The organism is Streptomyces cathayae, assembly GCF_029760955.1.
Taxonomy (GTDB): domain Bacteria; phylum Actinomycetota; class Actinomycetes; order Streptomycetales; family Streptomycetaceae; genus Streptomyces; species Streptomyces cathayae.
Window position 1 is genome coordinate 4,827,323 of record NZ_CP121682.1, and the last position, 15,707, is coordinate 4,843,029.

Genomic DNA, 15,707 nt, shown 5'->3' on the forward strand with positions numbered 1-15,707 from the left:
CAAACCTGCTCCGTAGTGCGAAAATGGGCCGCACTATGGCTAAGGAAAAAGGGCGCAAGCTGATCGCGCAGAACAAGAAGGCGCGGCACGACTACCTCATCATCGACACCTACGAGGCCGGTCTGGTCCTCACCGGGACCGAGGTGAAGTCGCTGCGTCAGGGCAGGGCCTCGCTGGTGGACGGCTTCGTCCAGCTCGACGGCAACGAGGCGTGGCTGCACAACGTGCACGTCCCCGAGTACAGCCAGGGCACCTGGACCAACCACAGCGCGCGGCGCAAGCGCAAGCTGCTGCTGCACCGCGCGGAGATCGACAAGCTGGAGTCCAAGTCCCAGGAGACGGGACACACCATCGTGCCGCTCGCCCTGTACTTCAAGGACGGCCGCGCGAAGGTGGAGATCGCGCTGGCGAAGGGCAAGAAGGAGTACGACAAGCGTCAGACGCTCCGCGAGAAGCAGGACCGCCGCGAGACCGACCGGGCGATCTCGGCGGTCCGCCGCAAGCAGCGGGCGTAGCCCGCCCGTCCACGGCGGACGGGCGTGGGCGAGGAGGGCTCCGGACCCGTCCGGACCCGTCGCACGGGAATACGCTGGCACCGACCCGCGTTGGTCACGTACGATGGCGACAGCACCCCACAGCGGGTGCGCACCTTGAGAAAAAAACATGGGGATGATCGGTTTCGACAGCGGCTGTCGAAGCAGGGGAAGCGTGTCGAGGAAGCGGCCATGATCTCGTAAACCACAGGCCGAAAAAATAATCGCCAATTCCAAGCGATCCATCTCCCAGGGCGAGCTCGCCCTCGCTGCCTGATCTCAGGTAGCGAGCAGCAGCTCTCCTACTAGAGGGAGTGTCAGCCCGGGGGTGTTCCCGACCCGGATCCTGGCATCATTCAGGGGACTAAACCTTGATCCCGGTCACGGGGTGAAGAGGGAAATCAAACAGTGACTGAGCCCGTCGGAGACTTGTCCGCGTGATCTCCGGGGCTGAGAAAAGCACAGCGGACTGCACACGGAGAAGCCCTGATTCCGCACCGTTGGACGCGGGTTCGATTCCCGCCATCTCCACAATTCCCATGTGGGCACAGGCCCCGTCGCAGCAGCGGCGGGGCCTGTGTCGTGCGCGGCCGACCTTTCCATGGCCCGGTCCCTTCGCCGTCGCAGTGCGGCCGCGTCAGCCCAGCGGCAGAAGCGCCGCCACCGAGAACTCCTGGTCCTTCGGCCCGGCCTGCAGGGTGCCGCCCAGTGCGACGGCCCGGCCCCTGAGCCCGGCCAGGCCCGTGCCGCGGCGCCGTCCGCCCGCCGAGGGGAGGGGCGGCGCCGGGTCGGCGGCGACGCCGTCGTTGCGGACGGTCAGCCGGATGCCGTCGGCCCCGGTCCGCAGTTCGATCTCGCAGATCCGGGCACGGCTGTGCTCCAGCACATTGCCCACCGCCTCGTGCAGCACCGACCGCAGACAGTCCGCCACCGCGCCGCCCGGCTCGACGAGCGGGGGCAGGGAGGTGCGTACCGCTATCCCGGCGGCGGTGAGCAGCCGCTGGGCGTGGGCGAACTCGTCGGCCAGCGAGAAGGCCGCCTCGGGGCCGCTGATACGCCGCACGTCCTCATGCGTCCGCCGGGCGAGCTCCACCATTTCCGTGAGCGCCGCCCGGGCGGACCCTTCGGGAGCGTCCGCCCGCAGGGCGCTCTCCCCCCGCAGCGCGATGACCACCAGCGACGTGCCCACCAGGTCGTGCAGATCCTGCCGCATCCGGGCCCGGGTGCGCTGCTCGGCGAGCAGGGCCGTCTGCTCCCTGCTGCCGTGCAGCCGGGCGGCGAGCCGGGCGAGGTGGGCGACCGCGAAGACCGTGCTCGCCGTGATCGCCGTGCTCAGCAGAACGCTCAGCGAACCCCGGTCGGTGACGACCACGCCCGTGTGGATCAGTAACGGCCCGCTGGCGCCGACCAGCAGGGCGACCGGGAGAGAAGTGGTGGGCGGCAGCGTGAGCAGCACGGCGCCGGCCAGGAAACCGAGCAGGGACAGCCACCGGTAGTGGAAGAGCACCAGCGGCAGGTAGGTGAGCACGGCCTGCACCAGCAGCAGGGCCCACCTCCAGCGGTGCGGCAGCCGGTAGGGCGGCGGGGCGTACTGTCCGAGCAGGACGGCGGGCATCAGCACCAGCACGGTGAGCCCGGTCGCCACCGTGCGTCTGCCGATCGACGACGAGGCGACGTCCAGCGCCGTCAGCGCGAGCGATCCGACCACCAGCACGGTCAGTGTGCCGAAGGCGACCCGAGCCCCCGGCGGAGCCGCCCGGCTCCGCCCTGCCCCGCTCCGCATCGTCTCCCCGCCCCTGCCCTGACAGCCCCGCTCGCGGGTGGCCCCACCTGGTGGCCCGGGGAGGCCGGGGAGCGGTGATGATCTTGGTCCTTATGATTCTCACATGGTCGCCACAGGGGGGTGGAGGGGTCGGCGCCGTGGACATCCCCTCCGCGAAGGTCGCGGCCCGGCTGAGCGGCCAGCGGGTCGAGGCGCTGTCCGAGGGGACCGACATCGACGTCGAACTCGGTGAGACGGGCGACGTGGTGGAGGCCGAGGTGCGCCCTGAGGGGTCGCGGTCGACGAAGCGGGCCGGAGTTCGGTCTGCAGAAAGTGCACACGAAAGCCCGGTTGCCGGTGACCTCGCAAGCAGACATGGAAGGTTCATGCACAAGTACAGGCTGACATTCTTCCTCTTTTTTGTTCCCTTTATGGCGACAAGCGGGATCGACAGACTCGGACGGAACGGCTGGGCGCCGATTTTCGGCGCGCTCGAGATCGCCCTGGCTGTCGCTGTATCCGTGGGTGCAGGCAAGGAGATGTGGGATGCCCGTAGGAAGCGGTTGGTGGGCGAATGAGTGAAATGAGAAAAAAATCGGTCACGTTCGCCGTCATGGGCTGTGTTGCCTTCCTGATGGGGATCGTGGGCTGGGCCGTGTGGGGCAGGTTCCAAGCCATGGGCTCGTTCATGTCCTCGGCGGTTATCTTTGCCGGGGCATGGCTGTTCGAACGGTTCTCCGAGTCGCCGCGGGACACCTAGCCTTCCGCCGCGGACGCAGGCAGCCGTCCGGCCTGTCGTCCGGCACACGGGACCGCGCCAGAAAAGATCTTGCAGAGGGATAATCGGCCGGTGATCGAAGTGCTGGTGGTCGAGGACCACGCCGTGGTGCGGTCCGGGCTGGTGACGCTGCTCTCGCGGGAGCTGGGGATCCGGATCACCGGCCAGGCCGGTGACGGTCCGGCCGCGCTGGCCGAGGCCGAGCGGCTGCGGCCCGACGTGGTGCTCCTCGACATCGACCTGCCCGTCATGGACGGCATCGCCGTCGCCGCCGCACTCACCGCGCAGGTGCCGGGCTGCCGCATCCTGATGCTCACCGCCCTGGACCGCCCCGGCCATCTGGGCCGGGCGCTCGCCGCGGGGGTCTCCGGCTACCTGCTGAAAAGCGCCACCCTCGCCGAGACCGCGGACGCGATCCGCCGTATCGCCGCAGGCGGCCGACTGGTCGATCCCCGTATGCGCGACCGACGGGCCGCCGAACTCACCCCCTTGACCGAGAGGGAGGCCGAAGTGCTGCGGCTGGCGGCGACCGGCGCCCACGCCCGTGAGATCGCCGCCGAACTCTTCCTGAGCGTGGGCACGGTGCGCAATCGGCTCTCGTCCGCCGTGGGCAAGCTCCACGCCCGCACCCTCGTCGACGCCCTTCGCATCGCCGAACGCCACGGCTGGGTGTGACCGGCAACACCCCTGTCCGGGTGCACTCGTGAAGATCTCACTCCTCAGGGCACGGGTCGCGTGATCGGATCCATGTCGACCGACGCACGCCTGCCGCCGCTCACGAGGCGCGGCGCGGCGGGTGTGTGCGGGAGACGGGGAGTGCTCGGTGGCGATGGTGGGGTGGTGGGCCGCGGTGCGGCGGGTGAGGGTGGAGACGGCCGCGGTGTACGCCATGGCCGTGCTGGTGTACGGCTCGGCGGTGGTGGGCGTGGTGTTCGGCGGGCCGTGGACGATCGTGTGGTTCCTGCCCGCCCTGCTGGGCTCGCTGGTGGCGATCTGGTGCGTACGGTATGCGGCCCGATGGGAGGTGTCGGCGGCGGCGCGTGCGGCGGCGCGTGCGGCGGCGGAGGAGGAAGAGCCGCGGCACTGACGTCACCGTTCCGTTCGTGCCTCCGCGCGCGGTGCGGTGCTGGCGCGTTCCGTCAGGCGGGGCGGGAGCAGGGTGGCCTCCGGCACCGGGGCGCCGGACAGTTTCCGTAGCAGCAGGTGCACCGCGCGGGTGCCCAGTTCGGTGGAGGGCACGGCGACCGAGGTGGCCGGGACCCGGGCCGAGGCGGCCACGGGTGCCGGGCAGACGGCGACCAGGGAGAGGTCCTCGGGGGTCCGCAGGCCGAGCTGCTCGAAGGCGTCGATCAGCGGGTCGAGCAACGGCTCGTTGTGCACCACCAGCCCGGTCAGCGAAGGCTGCTCGCGCAGCAGCCGCTCGGCGATCGCGCGGGCCGCCTCCCGGCCCGCCTCGCACGGGTACACGGCGGAGGCGAGCCGGTGCCGGTCGGCGGCGGCCGTGAACCCCTGCACGAGCCGGCGCGCGAACGCCGTCCGCCGGACGTACACCTCCGGCGGCGAGCCGACCAGCGCCACCGTCCGGTGCCCCAGCCGCGCCAGATGCTCCACGCACAGCTCGCCCGCCGCACCGAAGTCCAGATCGACGCAGGTCAGCCCGTCCGGCTCGGCCGGGACGCCGATCAGCACGGACGGCAGGGGCAGCGAGCGCAGCAACGGCAGGCGGGGGTCCTGGAGTTGTACGTCCATCACGACCAGCGCGTCCGCCGCCCCCGTCTCCGCGACCCGCTCGATCCCCTCCTCGCCCTCCTCCTGGGTGAGCAGCAGCACATCGTGGTCGTGGGCGCGGGCGGCGGTGACCACCGACACCGCGAACTGCGTCACCACCGGTACGTGGACGCCGGAGCGCACCGGCACCGCCAGCGCCAGGACCCGGGAGCCGCCCCGGGCGGTGCCACGGGCACGGGCGGGCGCCCGGTAGCCCAGTTCACGGACGGCGGCCCGGACGCGGCGCCGGGTCTCGTCGGAGATCGGCCGCTTGCCGCTGAGCGCGTAGGAGACCGTGCTGGGGGAGACCCCGGCGCGCCGGGCCACATCCGTGATCTTCACCATCGGGGGTCCTCCACTGACACGGTTCGCGGGGGGAGAGAACGGGAGGGGGAACGGAGGGGGGAATGGAGGGGTGGGAGAGGGAAAAGAGTGTCGAAGCGCTTCGACGGGTGAAGGTATGTGCGGGCCCGGGGGCCGTCAATGGGCCGGACGGGATTCGACGGAGCGGTTCGACGGCCCGAACGGCGAGCGGGGGCCCAGCGGTCCGAACAGGGCCAGCGCCGTCAGCAGGGCCGTCCCGGCCGCCGCCACCGGAACCCCGTACCCGGCCGCCGCCGAGGCGTGTTCCACGAGCCAGCCGCCGGCCGCGCTGCCGCAGGCGATCCCGCCGAGCAGGCCGGTCACCGCGAGCGTCATGCCCTCGTTCAGCCGGCCCTCGGGGGTGCAGCGCTGGACCAGTGTCATCGTCGTGACCATCGTCGGCGCCGTGGCCATCCCGGCCAGCAGCAGCGCCCCCGCCAGCAGCGGGAGCGAGCCGGTGAGGGCCGCCGCGAGCAGCGGCAGCACCATCAGCGCGGTCATCGCGGCCAGGCACAGGGGCAGCCGGGACCAGGCGGACCCCGCCGGACGCACCGCCCCGTAGGCGAGGCCCGCCGCGCAGGAGCCGGCCGCCTGGAGGGCCAGCACCGCGCCGGCCGCCGGGCGGTGCCCCTGCGCGTCCGCGAACGCGATCGTGACGACCTCCATCGAGCCGAACACCGCACCGGTCGCCAGGCAGACGACGAGCAGCGGACGCATCCCGGGAGCCCGGAAGGGAGCCCGGCCCGTGGCGCGCCGTTCGGCCGGCGGCTCGGTGGAGCGCTGGGCGACGAACAGCGTCACGCCCGTCAGCAGCAGCACCGCGCCCACCAGCGTGCCCGCCTCCGGGAAGAGCGCCGAGCAGAGGAAGGCCGCGAGCACCGGGCCGAGCATGAAACACAGCTCGTCCGCGGCCTGTTCGAAGGAGTTCGCGGTGTGCAGCCCTTCGGCGGCGTCGGCACGGCCCGTCAGCAGGTGGGCCCAGCGGGCCCGGGACATCCCGCCGGTGTTGGGCGTCGTGGCGGTGGCGGCGTAGGCGGCGAACAGGGTCCAGTCGGGGGCGCCGTGGCGCACGCAGAGCAGCAGCGCGAGGGAGCCGAGCACGGCGGACACCGTCGCGGGCAGGGCGACGCGGGCCTGCCCGTACCGGTCGACCAGCCGTGCCGTCCACGGGGCGATCACCGCGGTCGCCGCCAGACCGGTCGCGACGACGGCACCGGCCAGGGCGTACGACCCCCGGGTCCCGGCGATCATCATGACCGCGCTCACGCTGAACATGCCCATCGGCAGCCGGGCGACGAGGTTCCAGACGGTGAACGCGCGGGCGCCGGGCAGCGCGAACAGACGGCGGTACGGGCCGCATTCCCGGTCCTTCGGCTTCTTCGGCCGCCCGCGCGGCGCGAAGTCGACGGCGACCAGGGTGTCGGCCGTGACGGTGAACAACGGGGCGTCCCGGGAGGCCGCACGGCGGCCGCGGAAGGTCGGCTGAGGCATGACCCCACCGTCGCCCGCCCCCGCGGCACCGGTCCAACACCTGATCGGTACCGATTCACGCACCGGCGTTGTAAGTTCACCGGGTGTCCGCCCCCACCCACCTCGACCCCCGCCTCCTGCGCGCCTTCGTCACCGTCGCCGAGGAGCTGCACTTCACCCGCGCCGCCCTGCGCCTGTACGTCGCCCAGCAGGCGCTCAGCCGTGATGTGCGGCGGCTGGAGCGGGAGTTGGGCAGCGAGCTGTTCGTACGGACCACCCGCCAGGTGACGCTCACCGCCGACGGCGAACACCTGCTGCCGTACGCCCGCCGCGCCCTCCAGGCGCAGGACGACCTGATCGCGGCCGCCGGACAGCCCCGGCCGCTGCTGGTGGACCTCAACTCCCCGGGCCTGCCGACCCCGCGCCGGGTCCTGCACCGGGCCCGCGAACTCACCCCCGGCCACGAGCTGATGGCCCGCTACGAGAGCGGCCTGACCTGGGCCGCGGCCGAGGTGCTCGCGGGACGGCTGGACGCGTCGTTCGGACGGTTCGCGGGGCTTCCCGAGGCGCTGCGGGCCGGGCTCGACCAGCAGCCCGTGCGGTACGAGCCGATGGCGGTGGTACTGCCCGAGGACCACCGGCTGGCCGCACTGGAGGAGGTGCCGCTCGCCGCGATGGCCGGCGAGACGGTGTACGCCGGGGCGGGCAATCCGCGCACCCCGGAGTGGACCGACCTCGCCCTGAGGCTGTTCGAGGGGCGGGACATCGCCCTCGCACCGCCGGAACCCCTGGCCGTCGGGGACGAGGAGTTCGAGCGGATCATGGCCAGAACACGCTGTCCGGTCCTCGCGGTGGTGGGCTTCCCCGCGCTGACCGCGATGGTGGTGCGCCCGCTCGTCGACCCGGTTCCCTTGTCGCCCGTGTCGCTGGTGTGGCGAAAAGGAAGGACTCACCCCGCTCTGGACGGACTTCGCCGGGCCGCCGCCGGTATCGCCGCCGAGGAGGGCTGGTTGCGACCCCCTGTGGAGGGGTGGGTTTCGGACAGTGATCTCGCTGTCATGAGTTCTCTCTGATGTCTCACGAATGACACGAATCGGCACCGGGGGAACACAGGACCTCCGCGTACGCTACATTCGACGCTCGAGCACAGTGTGATAAAAGGGGCGCTCGGAGCGGGTGGGGGCCCGAATCCGACGGCGACTGCTCGGGCCGTGAGCGCACCCCGGAACAGTCTCGTGGGGGAAGTGCGTGGAGAAGTGGCGAGAAGACGCCCAACCGGATCGGTCCGAGACCGCGTCGGCGTCCAAGGGTGACCACGGGAACTGGTTCTCCCGAAGCACGGCCGGCCACACCGCCGAACCGGAGCCCAGACCCTACGCCTCCGCCAGGGACGACTGGCCCTATCCGTACGACACGAGCGCCGTGACGCGCCCGACGGTCGGCACGCCGGCCGCGGACGGCACGCGCGGGATGCCCGTACAGCGCGGACCGGAGGGAATGCTGCACGACCCCTGGCAGGAGGACGCCCCGGCGACGGCCGTCCTGCCCCCCGTCCCCTTCCCCGCTCCCGCGGCACCCGCCGACGACGTACCGGACGACGCACCCGCCGGCACCGCGGCTGACGCGGACGACGCACCCGACACCGACGGCACCGACGACTCCGCCGGGCGGACCCATGACCCGCACGAGGTGACGATCCAGCTCGACGCCGTGCAGATCGGGGACGGAGTGCTGCTCGGCACGCCGAACCGGTCGGGCGGCGGAGCGGTGCACGAGCCCTCCGACGGGCCCGTCTTCGTCGACGAGTCGGGCCGCCGCGGCCGCCGCTACCGCCGTATCGGCCTGGCCGTCGGTCTGGCCTGCGCGGCGTACGCCGTCGTCATCGTCGCCACGCTGCTGTCCGGCAACTCCGACGCCCCCTGGGTGCCCGTCCCCGACCAGGAGCAGGGGCAGCCCGCCGAGAAGGTCGAGACCTCGCCCCGGCCCGCCGAACCGGACGCGTCCCCCGACACCGTCACCGCCCCGGACCCGGGCACCGAGCCGACCGCCGGCGCACCCGATCCCGTCACCCCGCCCGAGGCCGGCCTCCCCGCGGGCGGCGGGGCCGCCGCCCGGGACGGAGCCGTCGAGCCCGCCGCCCCGTCGCCGACGCCGTCGACCGGGACCACCCCGAAGCCGGGCACCGGCGCCTCCTCGAGCGCCCCGGCCGAGCCCCCGGCCGGCGCGGAGCCCACCGCCACGCCGGCCCCCTCGGGCGGCACCAGCACCGCTCCGGCCCCGCCCCCCGCCGAGGAGGACCCCGGCGGCGAGGAACCCGTCGGCGTCGACAACCGCGCCCAGGCGCCCGCCGACCGGCCGGCCGTGGCCGCCGAGAGCCCTGCCGCACCGCCGGCCCCGTCCACCGATCACGCCGTACCGTCCCCGGAGCACGTTCTCTGATGGCATCCCACCCCCGCCGCCCCGGACCCGCGACCGGAGACCGAGGCGGCTCCCGGCGTCGCAGCCGGCCCAGCCGCCGCCGTCTGCCCCTGCGCCTGCTGCTTCCGCTGCTCGTGCTCGTCGCCCTGGCGGCGATGCTCATGCTGCGCGGATACACGCACAGCGAGATCCTCGCCGACCACCGCGTCCAGCCGCCCGCGCCCACCGACAAGGTGCCGGACAAGATCCTCGAGGGCGGCCCGGTCATCGACGCCCGTGAGGGCCGCACCGAGACCCTGAGCGTGCCCGACCGCCGGCTGGTCCTCACCTTCGACGACGGCCCGGACCCGGTCTGGACGCCGAGGGTGCTGGACGTGCTGAAGAAGCACGACGCGCACGGGGTCTTCTTCGTCACCGGCACCATGGCCTCCCGCTACCCGGGCCTCGTCCAGCGCATGGTCGACGAGGGCCACGAGATCGGCCTGCACACCTTCAACCACCCCGACCTCTCCCTCCAGTCCAAGGAACGCATCGACTGGGAGCTGTCGCAGAACCAGATGGCGATCACCGGCGCGGCCGGCATCCGCACCTCGCTCTTCCGCCCGCCGTACTCCTCCTTCTCCGCCGCCATGGACAACAAGTCCTGGCCGGTCACCGAGTACATCGGCAGCCGCGGCTACATCACCGTCGTCAACAACACCGACAGCGAGGACTGGCAGCGGCCCGGCGTCGACGAGATCATCCGCCGTGCCACGCCCGAGAACGGCGAGGGCGCCATCGTCCTGATGCACGACTCCGGCGGCGACCGCAGCCAGACCGTCGCGGCACTGGACAGGTTCCTGCCCGACCTGAAGGAGCAGGGCTACGCGTTCGACAACCTCACCGAGGCCCTGGACGCGCCCAGCGCGATGAGCCCGGTGACCGGCCCCGAGCTGTGGAAGGGCAAGGCGTGGGTCTTCCTGGTCCAGGCCTCGGAGAAGGTCACCACCGGCCTGGCGGCGGGCCTGGCGATCGTCGGCTCCCTGGTCATCGCCCGCTTCGTGCTGATGCTCCTCCTCTCCGGCGCCCACGCCCGCCGGGTCCGCCGCCGGGGCTTCAGCTGGGGCCCGGCGGTCACCGAACCGGTGACGGTGCTGGTCCCGGCCTACAACGAGGCCAAGTGCATCGAGAACACCGTCCGTTCCCTGATGGACAGCGACCACCCGATCGAGGTCCTGGTCATCGACGACGGCTCCAGCGACGGCACCGCCCGCATCGTCGAGGCCATGGGCCTGCCCAACGTCCGGGTGATCCGCCAGCTCAACGCGGGCAAACCGGCGGCGCTCAACCGGGGCCTGGCCAACGCCCGCCACGACATCGTCGTGATGATGGACGGCGACACGGTCTTCGAGCCGTCCACCGTCCGTGAACTCGTCCAGCCCTTCGGCGACCCGAAGGTGGGAGCCGTGGCGGGCAACGCGAAGGTCGGCAACAAGGACAGCCTCATCGGCGCCTGGCAGCACATCGAGTACGTGATGGGCTTCAACCTGGACCGCCGCATGTACGACATCCTGGGCTGCATGCCGACCATCCCGGGGGCCGTCGGCGCCTTCCGCCGCTCGGCACTTGTACCGCTCGGCGGCATGAGCGACGACACGCTCGCCGAGGACACCGACGTCACCATGGCGCTGCACCGGGCCGGCTGGCGCGTGGTCTACTCCGAGAACGCCCGCGCCTGGACCGAGGCCCCGGAGACCGTCCAGCAGCTGTGGTCCCAGCGCTACCGCTGGTCGTACGGCACGATGCAGGCCATCTGGAAGCACCGCCGCGCCGTGATCGAGAAGGGTCCCTCCGGCCGCTTCGGCCGGGTGGGCCTGCCCTTCGTCTCCCTGTTCATGATCGTGGCCCCGCTGCTGGCCCCCCTGATCGACGTCTTCCTGCTCTACGGCATCGTCTTCGGCCCGACCCAGAAGACGATCATGGCGTGGCTGGGCGTCCTGGCCGTCCAGGCGGTCTGCGCGGCCTTCGCCTTCCGCCTCGACCGCGAACGCATGACCCATCTGATCTCGCTGCCGCTGCAGCAGCTCCTCTACCGCCAGCTCATGTACGTCGTGCTGCTCCAGTCCTGGATCACCGCGCTCACCGGCGGCCGCCTGCGCTGGCAGAAGCTGCGGCGCACCGGCGTCGTCGAGGCGCCCGGCGGCTCCGTACCCGGCCCGCGTGCGCAGAGCGACGACCGGAGGCCCGTGGCATGACCCAGCACACGACCGAGCCCGCACCCGTACCGGAGCCCGCCGCGGCCCAGGCCGCCGGCGCCGCGACACCGGGCCGCGACCGGTACCTCGACCTGCTGCGCTCCATCGCCCTGGTCCGCGTCGTGGTCTACCACCTGTTCGGCTGGGCCTGGCTGACGGTGCTGTTCCCGTCGATGGGCGTGATGTTCGCGCTCGCGGGTTCGCTGATGGCGCGTTCCCTGAAGCGCCCGGCGGCCGGCGTGATCCGCAGCCGGATCCGCCGTCTCCTGCCGCCGCTGTGGGCGTTCGCCGCGGTCGTGCTGACGATGATGTTCGTGAACGGCTGGAACCCCGCGAAGGACGACGGCACCTGGGGCCTGGTCGGACTGGTCAACTACCTCGTCCCGATCGGTGCTCCCCCCTACCCCTGGGAGCTCGGCTCACCGTCGGGCCTGCTGGACGTCACCTGGGCGGTGCAGGCCGCGGGCCCGCTCTGGTACCTGCGCGCCTACCTGTGGTTCGTCCTCGCGTCACCGCTGCTGCTGTGGGCGTTCCGCCGGGCCCCCTGGCCGACGCTGCTCGCCCCGCTGGGCCTGACGGCGGTCGTCGGCACCGGCCTGGTGACCATCCCCGGCGAAACGGGCCGCGCGATCACCGACTTCGCGGTCTACGGCGGCTGCTGGGTGCTGGGCTTCGCCCACCACGAGGGCATGCTGAAGCAGATCCCGCGCTACGTCTCGGTCTCCTGCGCGTCCCTGGTGATGGCCTTCGGCCTGTGGTGGGCGTCGGGCCACCTGGGCCCCGACGGCTGGGACCTCAACGACATCCCGCTGGCCCAGGCCGCCTGGTCGTTCGGTTTCGTGGTGATCCTGCTCCAGTACTCCCCGTCGTGGCGGGAACTCCCGGGGCGCCTGGCGCAGTGGGACAAGCTGGTGACCCTCTCCAACAACCGCGCGGTCACCATCTACCTGTGGCACAACCTGCTGATCATGGCGACGGTCCCGCTCGTCGACCTGCTGTACCGGCTCCCGTTCCTGCAGAGCGAGCGCGGGGTGGAGGCCATCGGCAGCACGTACACGCTGTGGATGTTCGCCCTGGTCTGGCCGCTCATCGGCCTGACGGTCCTCGCGGTCGGCTGGGTCGAGGACCTCGCGGCGAAACGGAGGCCCCGCCTGTGGCCCAACGGAGCGAAGCGCTCCACCGGCCGGCGGAGCAGGGCCGGTGCGGCGGCGCACGGAGGCTGACGCCGGGGGCCGTCCACTCGGCCCCCGGCCGCCGTGTCCTGAGCCCGGGACGCCGTGCCGTGGGGCTAACGTGAGGCGGTGCCAGCCGTTGTCGAGTCCCGTGCCGCGGGTACGGGACGTCCACGTGGAAGGGCCCGCCACCGTGTCTGCTGAACTCTCCGAGGACCTCAAGAAGCTCATCGACGACACCCCCGTCTTCGCGACGGTGGCCACCCTCCAGCCCGACGGCAGCCCGCAGCTGACGGTGACCTGGATCAAGCGCGACGGCGACGACCTGCTGATCTCTACGACCGTGGGCCGCAGGAAGGAGCAGAACCTGCGCCGCGACCCGCGGATCACCGTGATGATCAACCCGCCCACCGCGCCGTACACCTACGCCGAGGTGCGCGGAACGGCCACGCTCGGCACGGACGGCGGCCCGGAGCTGATCGAGGAACTCTCGCGCAAGTACACGGGCAAGGGGTACGCGGACTTCAACCCGGCCTCCGCCGCCGACGCCCCACGCGTCGTCGTCCGGGTCACCCCGCGCAAGGTCGTCGGCCCGCTCTAGGACGAAGCACCGGCCGGGGCGCCGGTGAAGCGATTCGACGAACCGGACGGACTGCCGCCGGATTCTCCTGAGCGGGCGTCACCCCACCCCGTGCTCCGGAGTGCTCTTCATCACCAACTACGCCTTGCCATGCGCGCTTTCACGTGTGGAGGTACTGTGCAGGACGCTGATACTTTTCAGTGCCTTGAACTGTGAGGCGGCAGTCGGTCCGCAGTCGTGTGGACCGCAACCAAGTCGTAGGCTCGTACGTCTTGCTTGCGGGACTGGTGCTGAGTGCGAGGAGGGACATGTGACGCCGGAGGGGCGAGGGGAAGAACCCGACGTCACCATGCAGTTGAAAGCACTCGGTTCGTTCACGGCAGAAGAGACCGTGCAGTTGCGCATGCCCGTGCAGCGCACCGCCGGCCCGAAGGGCGAGAAGCCCGAGCAGTCCGGGACGTCCGGGATACCCGGGGCAGCCGAGCCGGCTGACGAATCCGCCTCGGCGGAGGCCGCCTCCGCGGAGCGAATACGTGGCGGTGGAAAAGCCGGCCGATCGCCCCGTTCCAGAAACCGGAACCCCCGCAAGGCCCCCCGCCCCTCCCTCCGTTCCCGCCTCGCCGCCGACCCCCGCCTGGCACCCCTGCTGGGCGTCCTCGCCGCGTCGGCCGCCCGCCTCGCGCCCCACGCCCGCCGGATGAAGCCGGAGTACCCCCGGCCCGGACGCACCGACTGGCGCCGATGGCTGCCCTCCTGGCGGCAGTGGCTCGGCGGCACGTTCGCCGGCATCGGTCTCAGCGGCTTCTTCCTCGTCGTGGCCTACGCGGCCACCGACATCCCGGACGACCTCAACTCGCACGCCACCCAGCAGGACAACGTGTACTTCTGGGCCGACGGGACGCCCATGGCCCGTACCGGCTGGGTGCAGCGCCAGGAGATGCCGCTGCGGGACATCCCCGAGGACGTCCGCTGGGCGGTCCTCGCCGCCGAGAACGAGAACTTCTACAACGACCCCGGCATCTCCCCGATGGGCCTCACCCGCGCCGTGCTCCGCACGTTCGGCCAGGGCGACACCCAGGGCGGTTCGACCATCACCCAGCAGTACGTCAAGAACGCCTATCTGAACCAGGACCAGACGGTCCGCCGCAAGTTCACCGAGGCGATGATCGCCCTCAAGCTCGACAACCGGATGAGCAAGGAGGAGATCCTCGAGAGCTACCTCAACACCAGCTGGTTCGGCCGCGGCACCTACGGCATCCAGCGCGCCGCCCAGGCCTACTACGGCAAGGACGTCAGCGAACTCGACGCCGGCGAGGCCGCGTTCCTGGCCTCCCTGCTCAAGGGCGCCGGCCTGTACGACCCGACCCTGAGCAGCGCCAACCGCGACCGGGCCGTGGAGCGCTGGACCTGGACCCTCGACCGGATGGTCGACATCGGCAAGCTCTCACCGGCCGAGCGGGCCACGTACAAGAAGTTCCCCGAGCCGCTGAAGAGCAACCCGCTGTACTCCACCGGTGAACAGAGCGACTACCTGGTCGAACTCGCCTCCCAGTACGCCAAGAAGGCCGGGAAGATCACCGAGAAGCAGTTCGACCTCGGCGGCTACCAGATTTACACGACCTTCGACAAGAAGCGGGAGAACCGGCTCACCGACGTCGTCACCAAGGCCCGCAAGAAGGCACTGAAGGACGACCCGAAGACCGCGAAGGCCGTGCACTACGGGGCGGCCTCGGTGGCCGCCGACGGCCGGATCCTCGCCGTCTACGGCGGCCCCGACCACCGCAAGCAGGGCTACAACGAGTCCAACGCCACGACCGTCCCGGCCGGTACGGCCTTCACCCCGTTCGTGTACGCGGCGGGACTGCAGCACGGAGTCCGCACCACCCGTGACGGAGAGCGGACCCCCGTCACCGGCGAGTCCCTCTACAACGGCGACCACGACGTGCCGGTGACCACGCCGGAGGGACCGTACTGGGACCGCAGCGGCCGCAAGGTCGCCGCCGGCAACGACGGGGAGAAGTCCTACGGGCAGATCTCCCTGCGCCGGGCGATGGCCCTCTCGGTGAACACGCCGTTCATGCAGCTCGGCATGGACACCGGCCTGGACAAGGTGCGCGCCACCGCCGTGGCCTCGGGACTGCTGCCCTCCAGCATCGGAGCCCGGGTGCCCGCGCTGTCGATGGGCAGCTCCACCCCCAGCGCCATCCGCATGGCCGGCGGCTACTCGACGTTCGCCGCGGCCGGCGAGCACACCGAGCCGTACTCGGTGCACCGCGTCACCCGCAACGGTGCCAAGATCCCCCTGGACCTGCCCGAGCCGCGCCGGGCGGTCCGCGCCGAGGTGGCCGAGGAGGTCAGCTCCGCGCTCACGGAGTCCTTCCGCACCGCCCACCCCGACGGCGCGCCCGCCACCGCGAAGGTGGCCGGGAAGCCCGGGACGACGGAGAAGGACACCGCCGCCTGGTACGTCGGCACGCACGAGTCCGTCTCCACGGCGATCGTCGTCTACCGCATCGACCTCACGGAGAGCCTCGAACCACTGCCGCTGGAGGGTCTCGCCGGCACCGCCGACGACAGCGTCCCCTACGGCATCTGGTCCGGCGCTCTGGGCCTTTCCGGATGACCACCGG

At 71.8% G+C, this 15,707-nt stretch carries 14 protein-coding genes and 1 other RNA gene; 12 read left to right on the forward strand and 3 right to left on the reverse strand.

The annotated features are described in order from the left end of the window. Positions 1-35 precede the first annotated feature (35 nt). A complete protein-coding gene (smpB, locus tag PYS65_RS22075) occupies positions 36-515 on the forward strand; it encodes an SsrA-binding protein SmpB (RefSeq protein ID WP_279335665.1) in 480 nt (159 codons plus the stop codon). Between the two features lie 150 nt (positions 516-665). Continuing rightward, positions 666-1,067, forward strand: a transfer-messenger RNA (tmRNA) gene (gene ssrA, locus PYS65_RS22080). 103 nt (positions 1,068-1,170) lie between these two features. Here the strand turns inward: ssrA and PYS65_RS22085 are convergent. Then, a complete protein-coding gene (locus tag PYS65_RS22085; RefSeq protein WP_279335666.1) occupies positions 1,171-2,247 on the reverse strand; it encodes a sensor histidine kinase in 1,077 nt (358 codons plus the stop codon). Between the two features lie 206 nt (positions 2,248-2,453). Here PYS65_RS22085 and PYS65_RS22090 point away from each other — a divergent pair, with 206 nt between their 5' ends. From PYS65_RS22090 to PYS65_RS22105, 4 genes are all read left to right on the forward strand, one after another. After that, positions 2,454-2,873: a hypothetical protein gene (locus PYS65_RS22090; protein ID WP_279335667.1), complete on the forward strand. Its 420-nt coding sequence runs from the start codon at positions 2,454-2,456 to the stop codon at positions 2,871-2,873. Next, positions 2,870-3,055: a hypothetical protein gene (locus tag PYS65_RS22095; protein WP_279335668.1), complete on the forward strand. Its 186-nt coding sequence runs from the start codon at positions 2,870-2,872 to the stop codon at positions 3,053-3,055. Before PYS65_RS22090 ends, PYS65_RS22095 begins: the two co-directional genes overlap by 4 nt. A 90-nt stretch (positions 3,056-3,145) precedes the next feature. Next, positions 3,146-3,748, forward strand: a complete 603-nt coding sequence (locus PYS65_RS22100; RefSeq protein WP_279335669.1) for a response regulator transcription factor — start codon at positions 3,146-3,148, stop codon at positions 3,746-3,748. A gap of 154 nt (positions 3,749-3,902) precedes the next feature. Next, entirely contained in the window at positions 3,903-4,160 is a 258-nt protein-coding gene (locus PYS65_RS22105) for a hypothetical protein (RefSeq protein WP_279338032.1), read from the forward strand. Positions 4,161-4,162: 2 nt separating this feature from the next. Here PYS65_RS22105 and PYS65_RS22110 read toward each other — a convergent pair whose 3' ends face one another. Continuing rightward, positions 4,163-5,185: a LacI family DNA-binding transcriptional regulator gene (locus PYS65_RS22110; RefSeq protein ID WP_279335670.1), complete on the reverse strand. Its 1,023-nt coding sequence runs from the start codon at positions 5,183-5,185 to the stop codon at positions 4,163-4,165. 135 nt (positions 5,186-5,320) lie between these two features. Next, a complete protein-coding gene (locus tag PYS65_RS22115) occupies positions 5,321-6,694 on the reverse strand; it encodes an MFS transporter (protein ID WP_279335671.1) in 1,374 nt (457 codons plus the stop codon). Between the two features lie 83 nt (positions 6,695-6,777). Here PYS65_RS22115 and PYS65_RS22120 point away from each other — a divergent pair, with 83 nt between their 5' ends. From PYS65_RS22120 to PYS65_RS22145, 6 genes are all read left to right on the forward strand, one after another. After that, the gene (locus tag PYS65_RS22120; RefSeq protein WP_279335672.1) at positions 6,778-7,746 is read left to right on the forward strand and encodes a LysR family transcriptional regulator; all 969 of its coding nucleotides are present in this window, start codon (positions 6,778-6,780) and stop codon (positions 7,744-7,746) included. Between the two features lie 349 nt (positions 7,747-8,095). Then, the gene (locus tag PYS65_RS22125) at positions 8,096-9,112 is read left to right on the forward strand and encodes a hypothetical protein (protein WP_279335673.1); all 1,017 of its coding nucleotides are present in this window, start codon (positions 8,096-8,098) and stop codon (positions 9,110-9,112) included. Then, entirely contained in the window at positions 9,112-11,325 is a 2,214-nt protein-coding gene (locus tag PYS65_RS22130; RefSeq protein ID WP_279335674.1) for a bifunctional polysaccharide deacetylase/glycosyltransferase family 2 protein, read from the forward strand. Before PYS65_RS22125 ends, PYS65_RS22130 begins: the two co-directional genes overlap by 1 nt. Beyond that, a complete protein-coding gene (locus tag PYS65_RS22135) occupies positions 11,322-12,548 on the forward strand; it encodes an acyltransferase family protein (protein WP_279335675.1) in 1,227 nt (408 codons plus the stop codon). The genes PYS65_RS22130 and PYS65_RS22135 overlap by 4 nt, the downstream gene beginning before the upstream one ends. 142 nt (positions 12,549-12,690) lie before the next feature. After that, positions 12,691-13,098, forward strand: coding sequence for a PPOX class F420-dependent oxidoreductase (locus tag PYS65_RS22140; protein WP_279335676.1), 408 nt, complete (start codon positions 12,691-12,693; stop codon positions 13,096-13,098). A 328-nt stretch (positions 13,099-13,426) separates the two neighbouring features. Next, positions 13,427-15,700, forward strand: a complete 2,274-nt coding sequence (locus tag PYS65_RS22145; RefSeq protein ID WP_279335677.1) for a transglycosylase domain-containing protein — start codon at positions 13,427-13,429, stop codon at positions 15,698-15,700. The last annotated feature ends 7 nt before the right edge of the window (positions 15,701-15,707 follow it).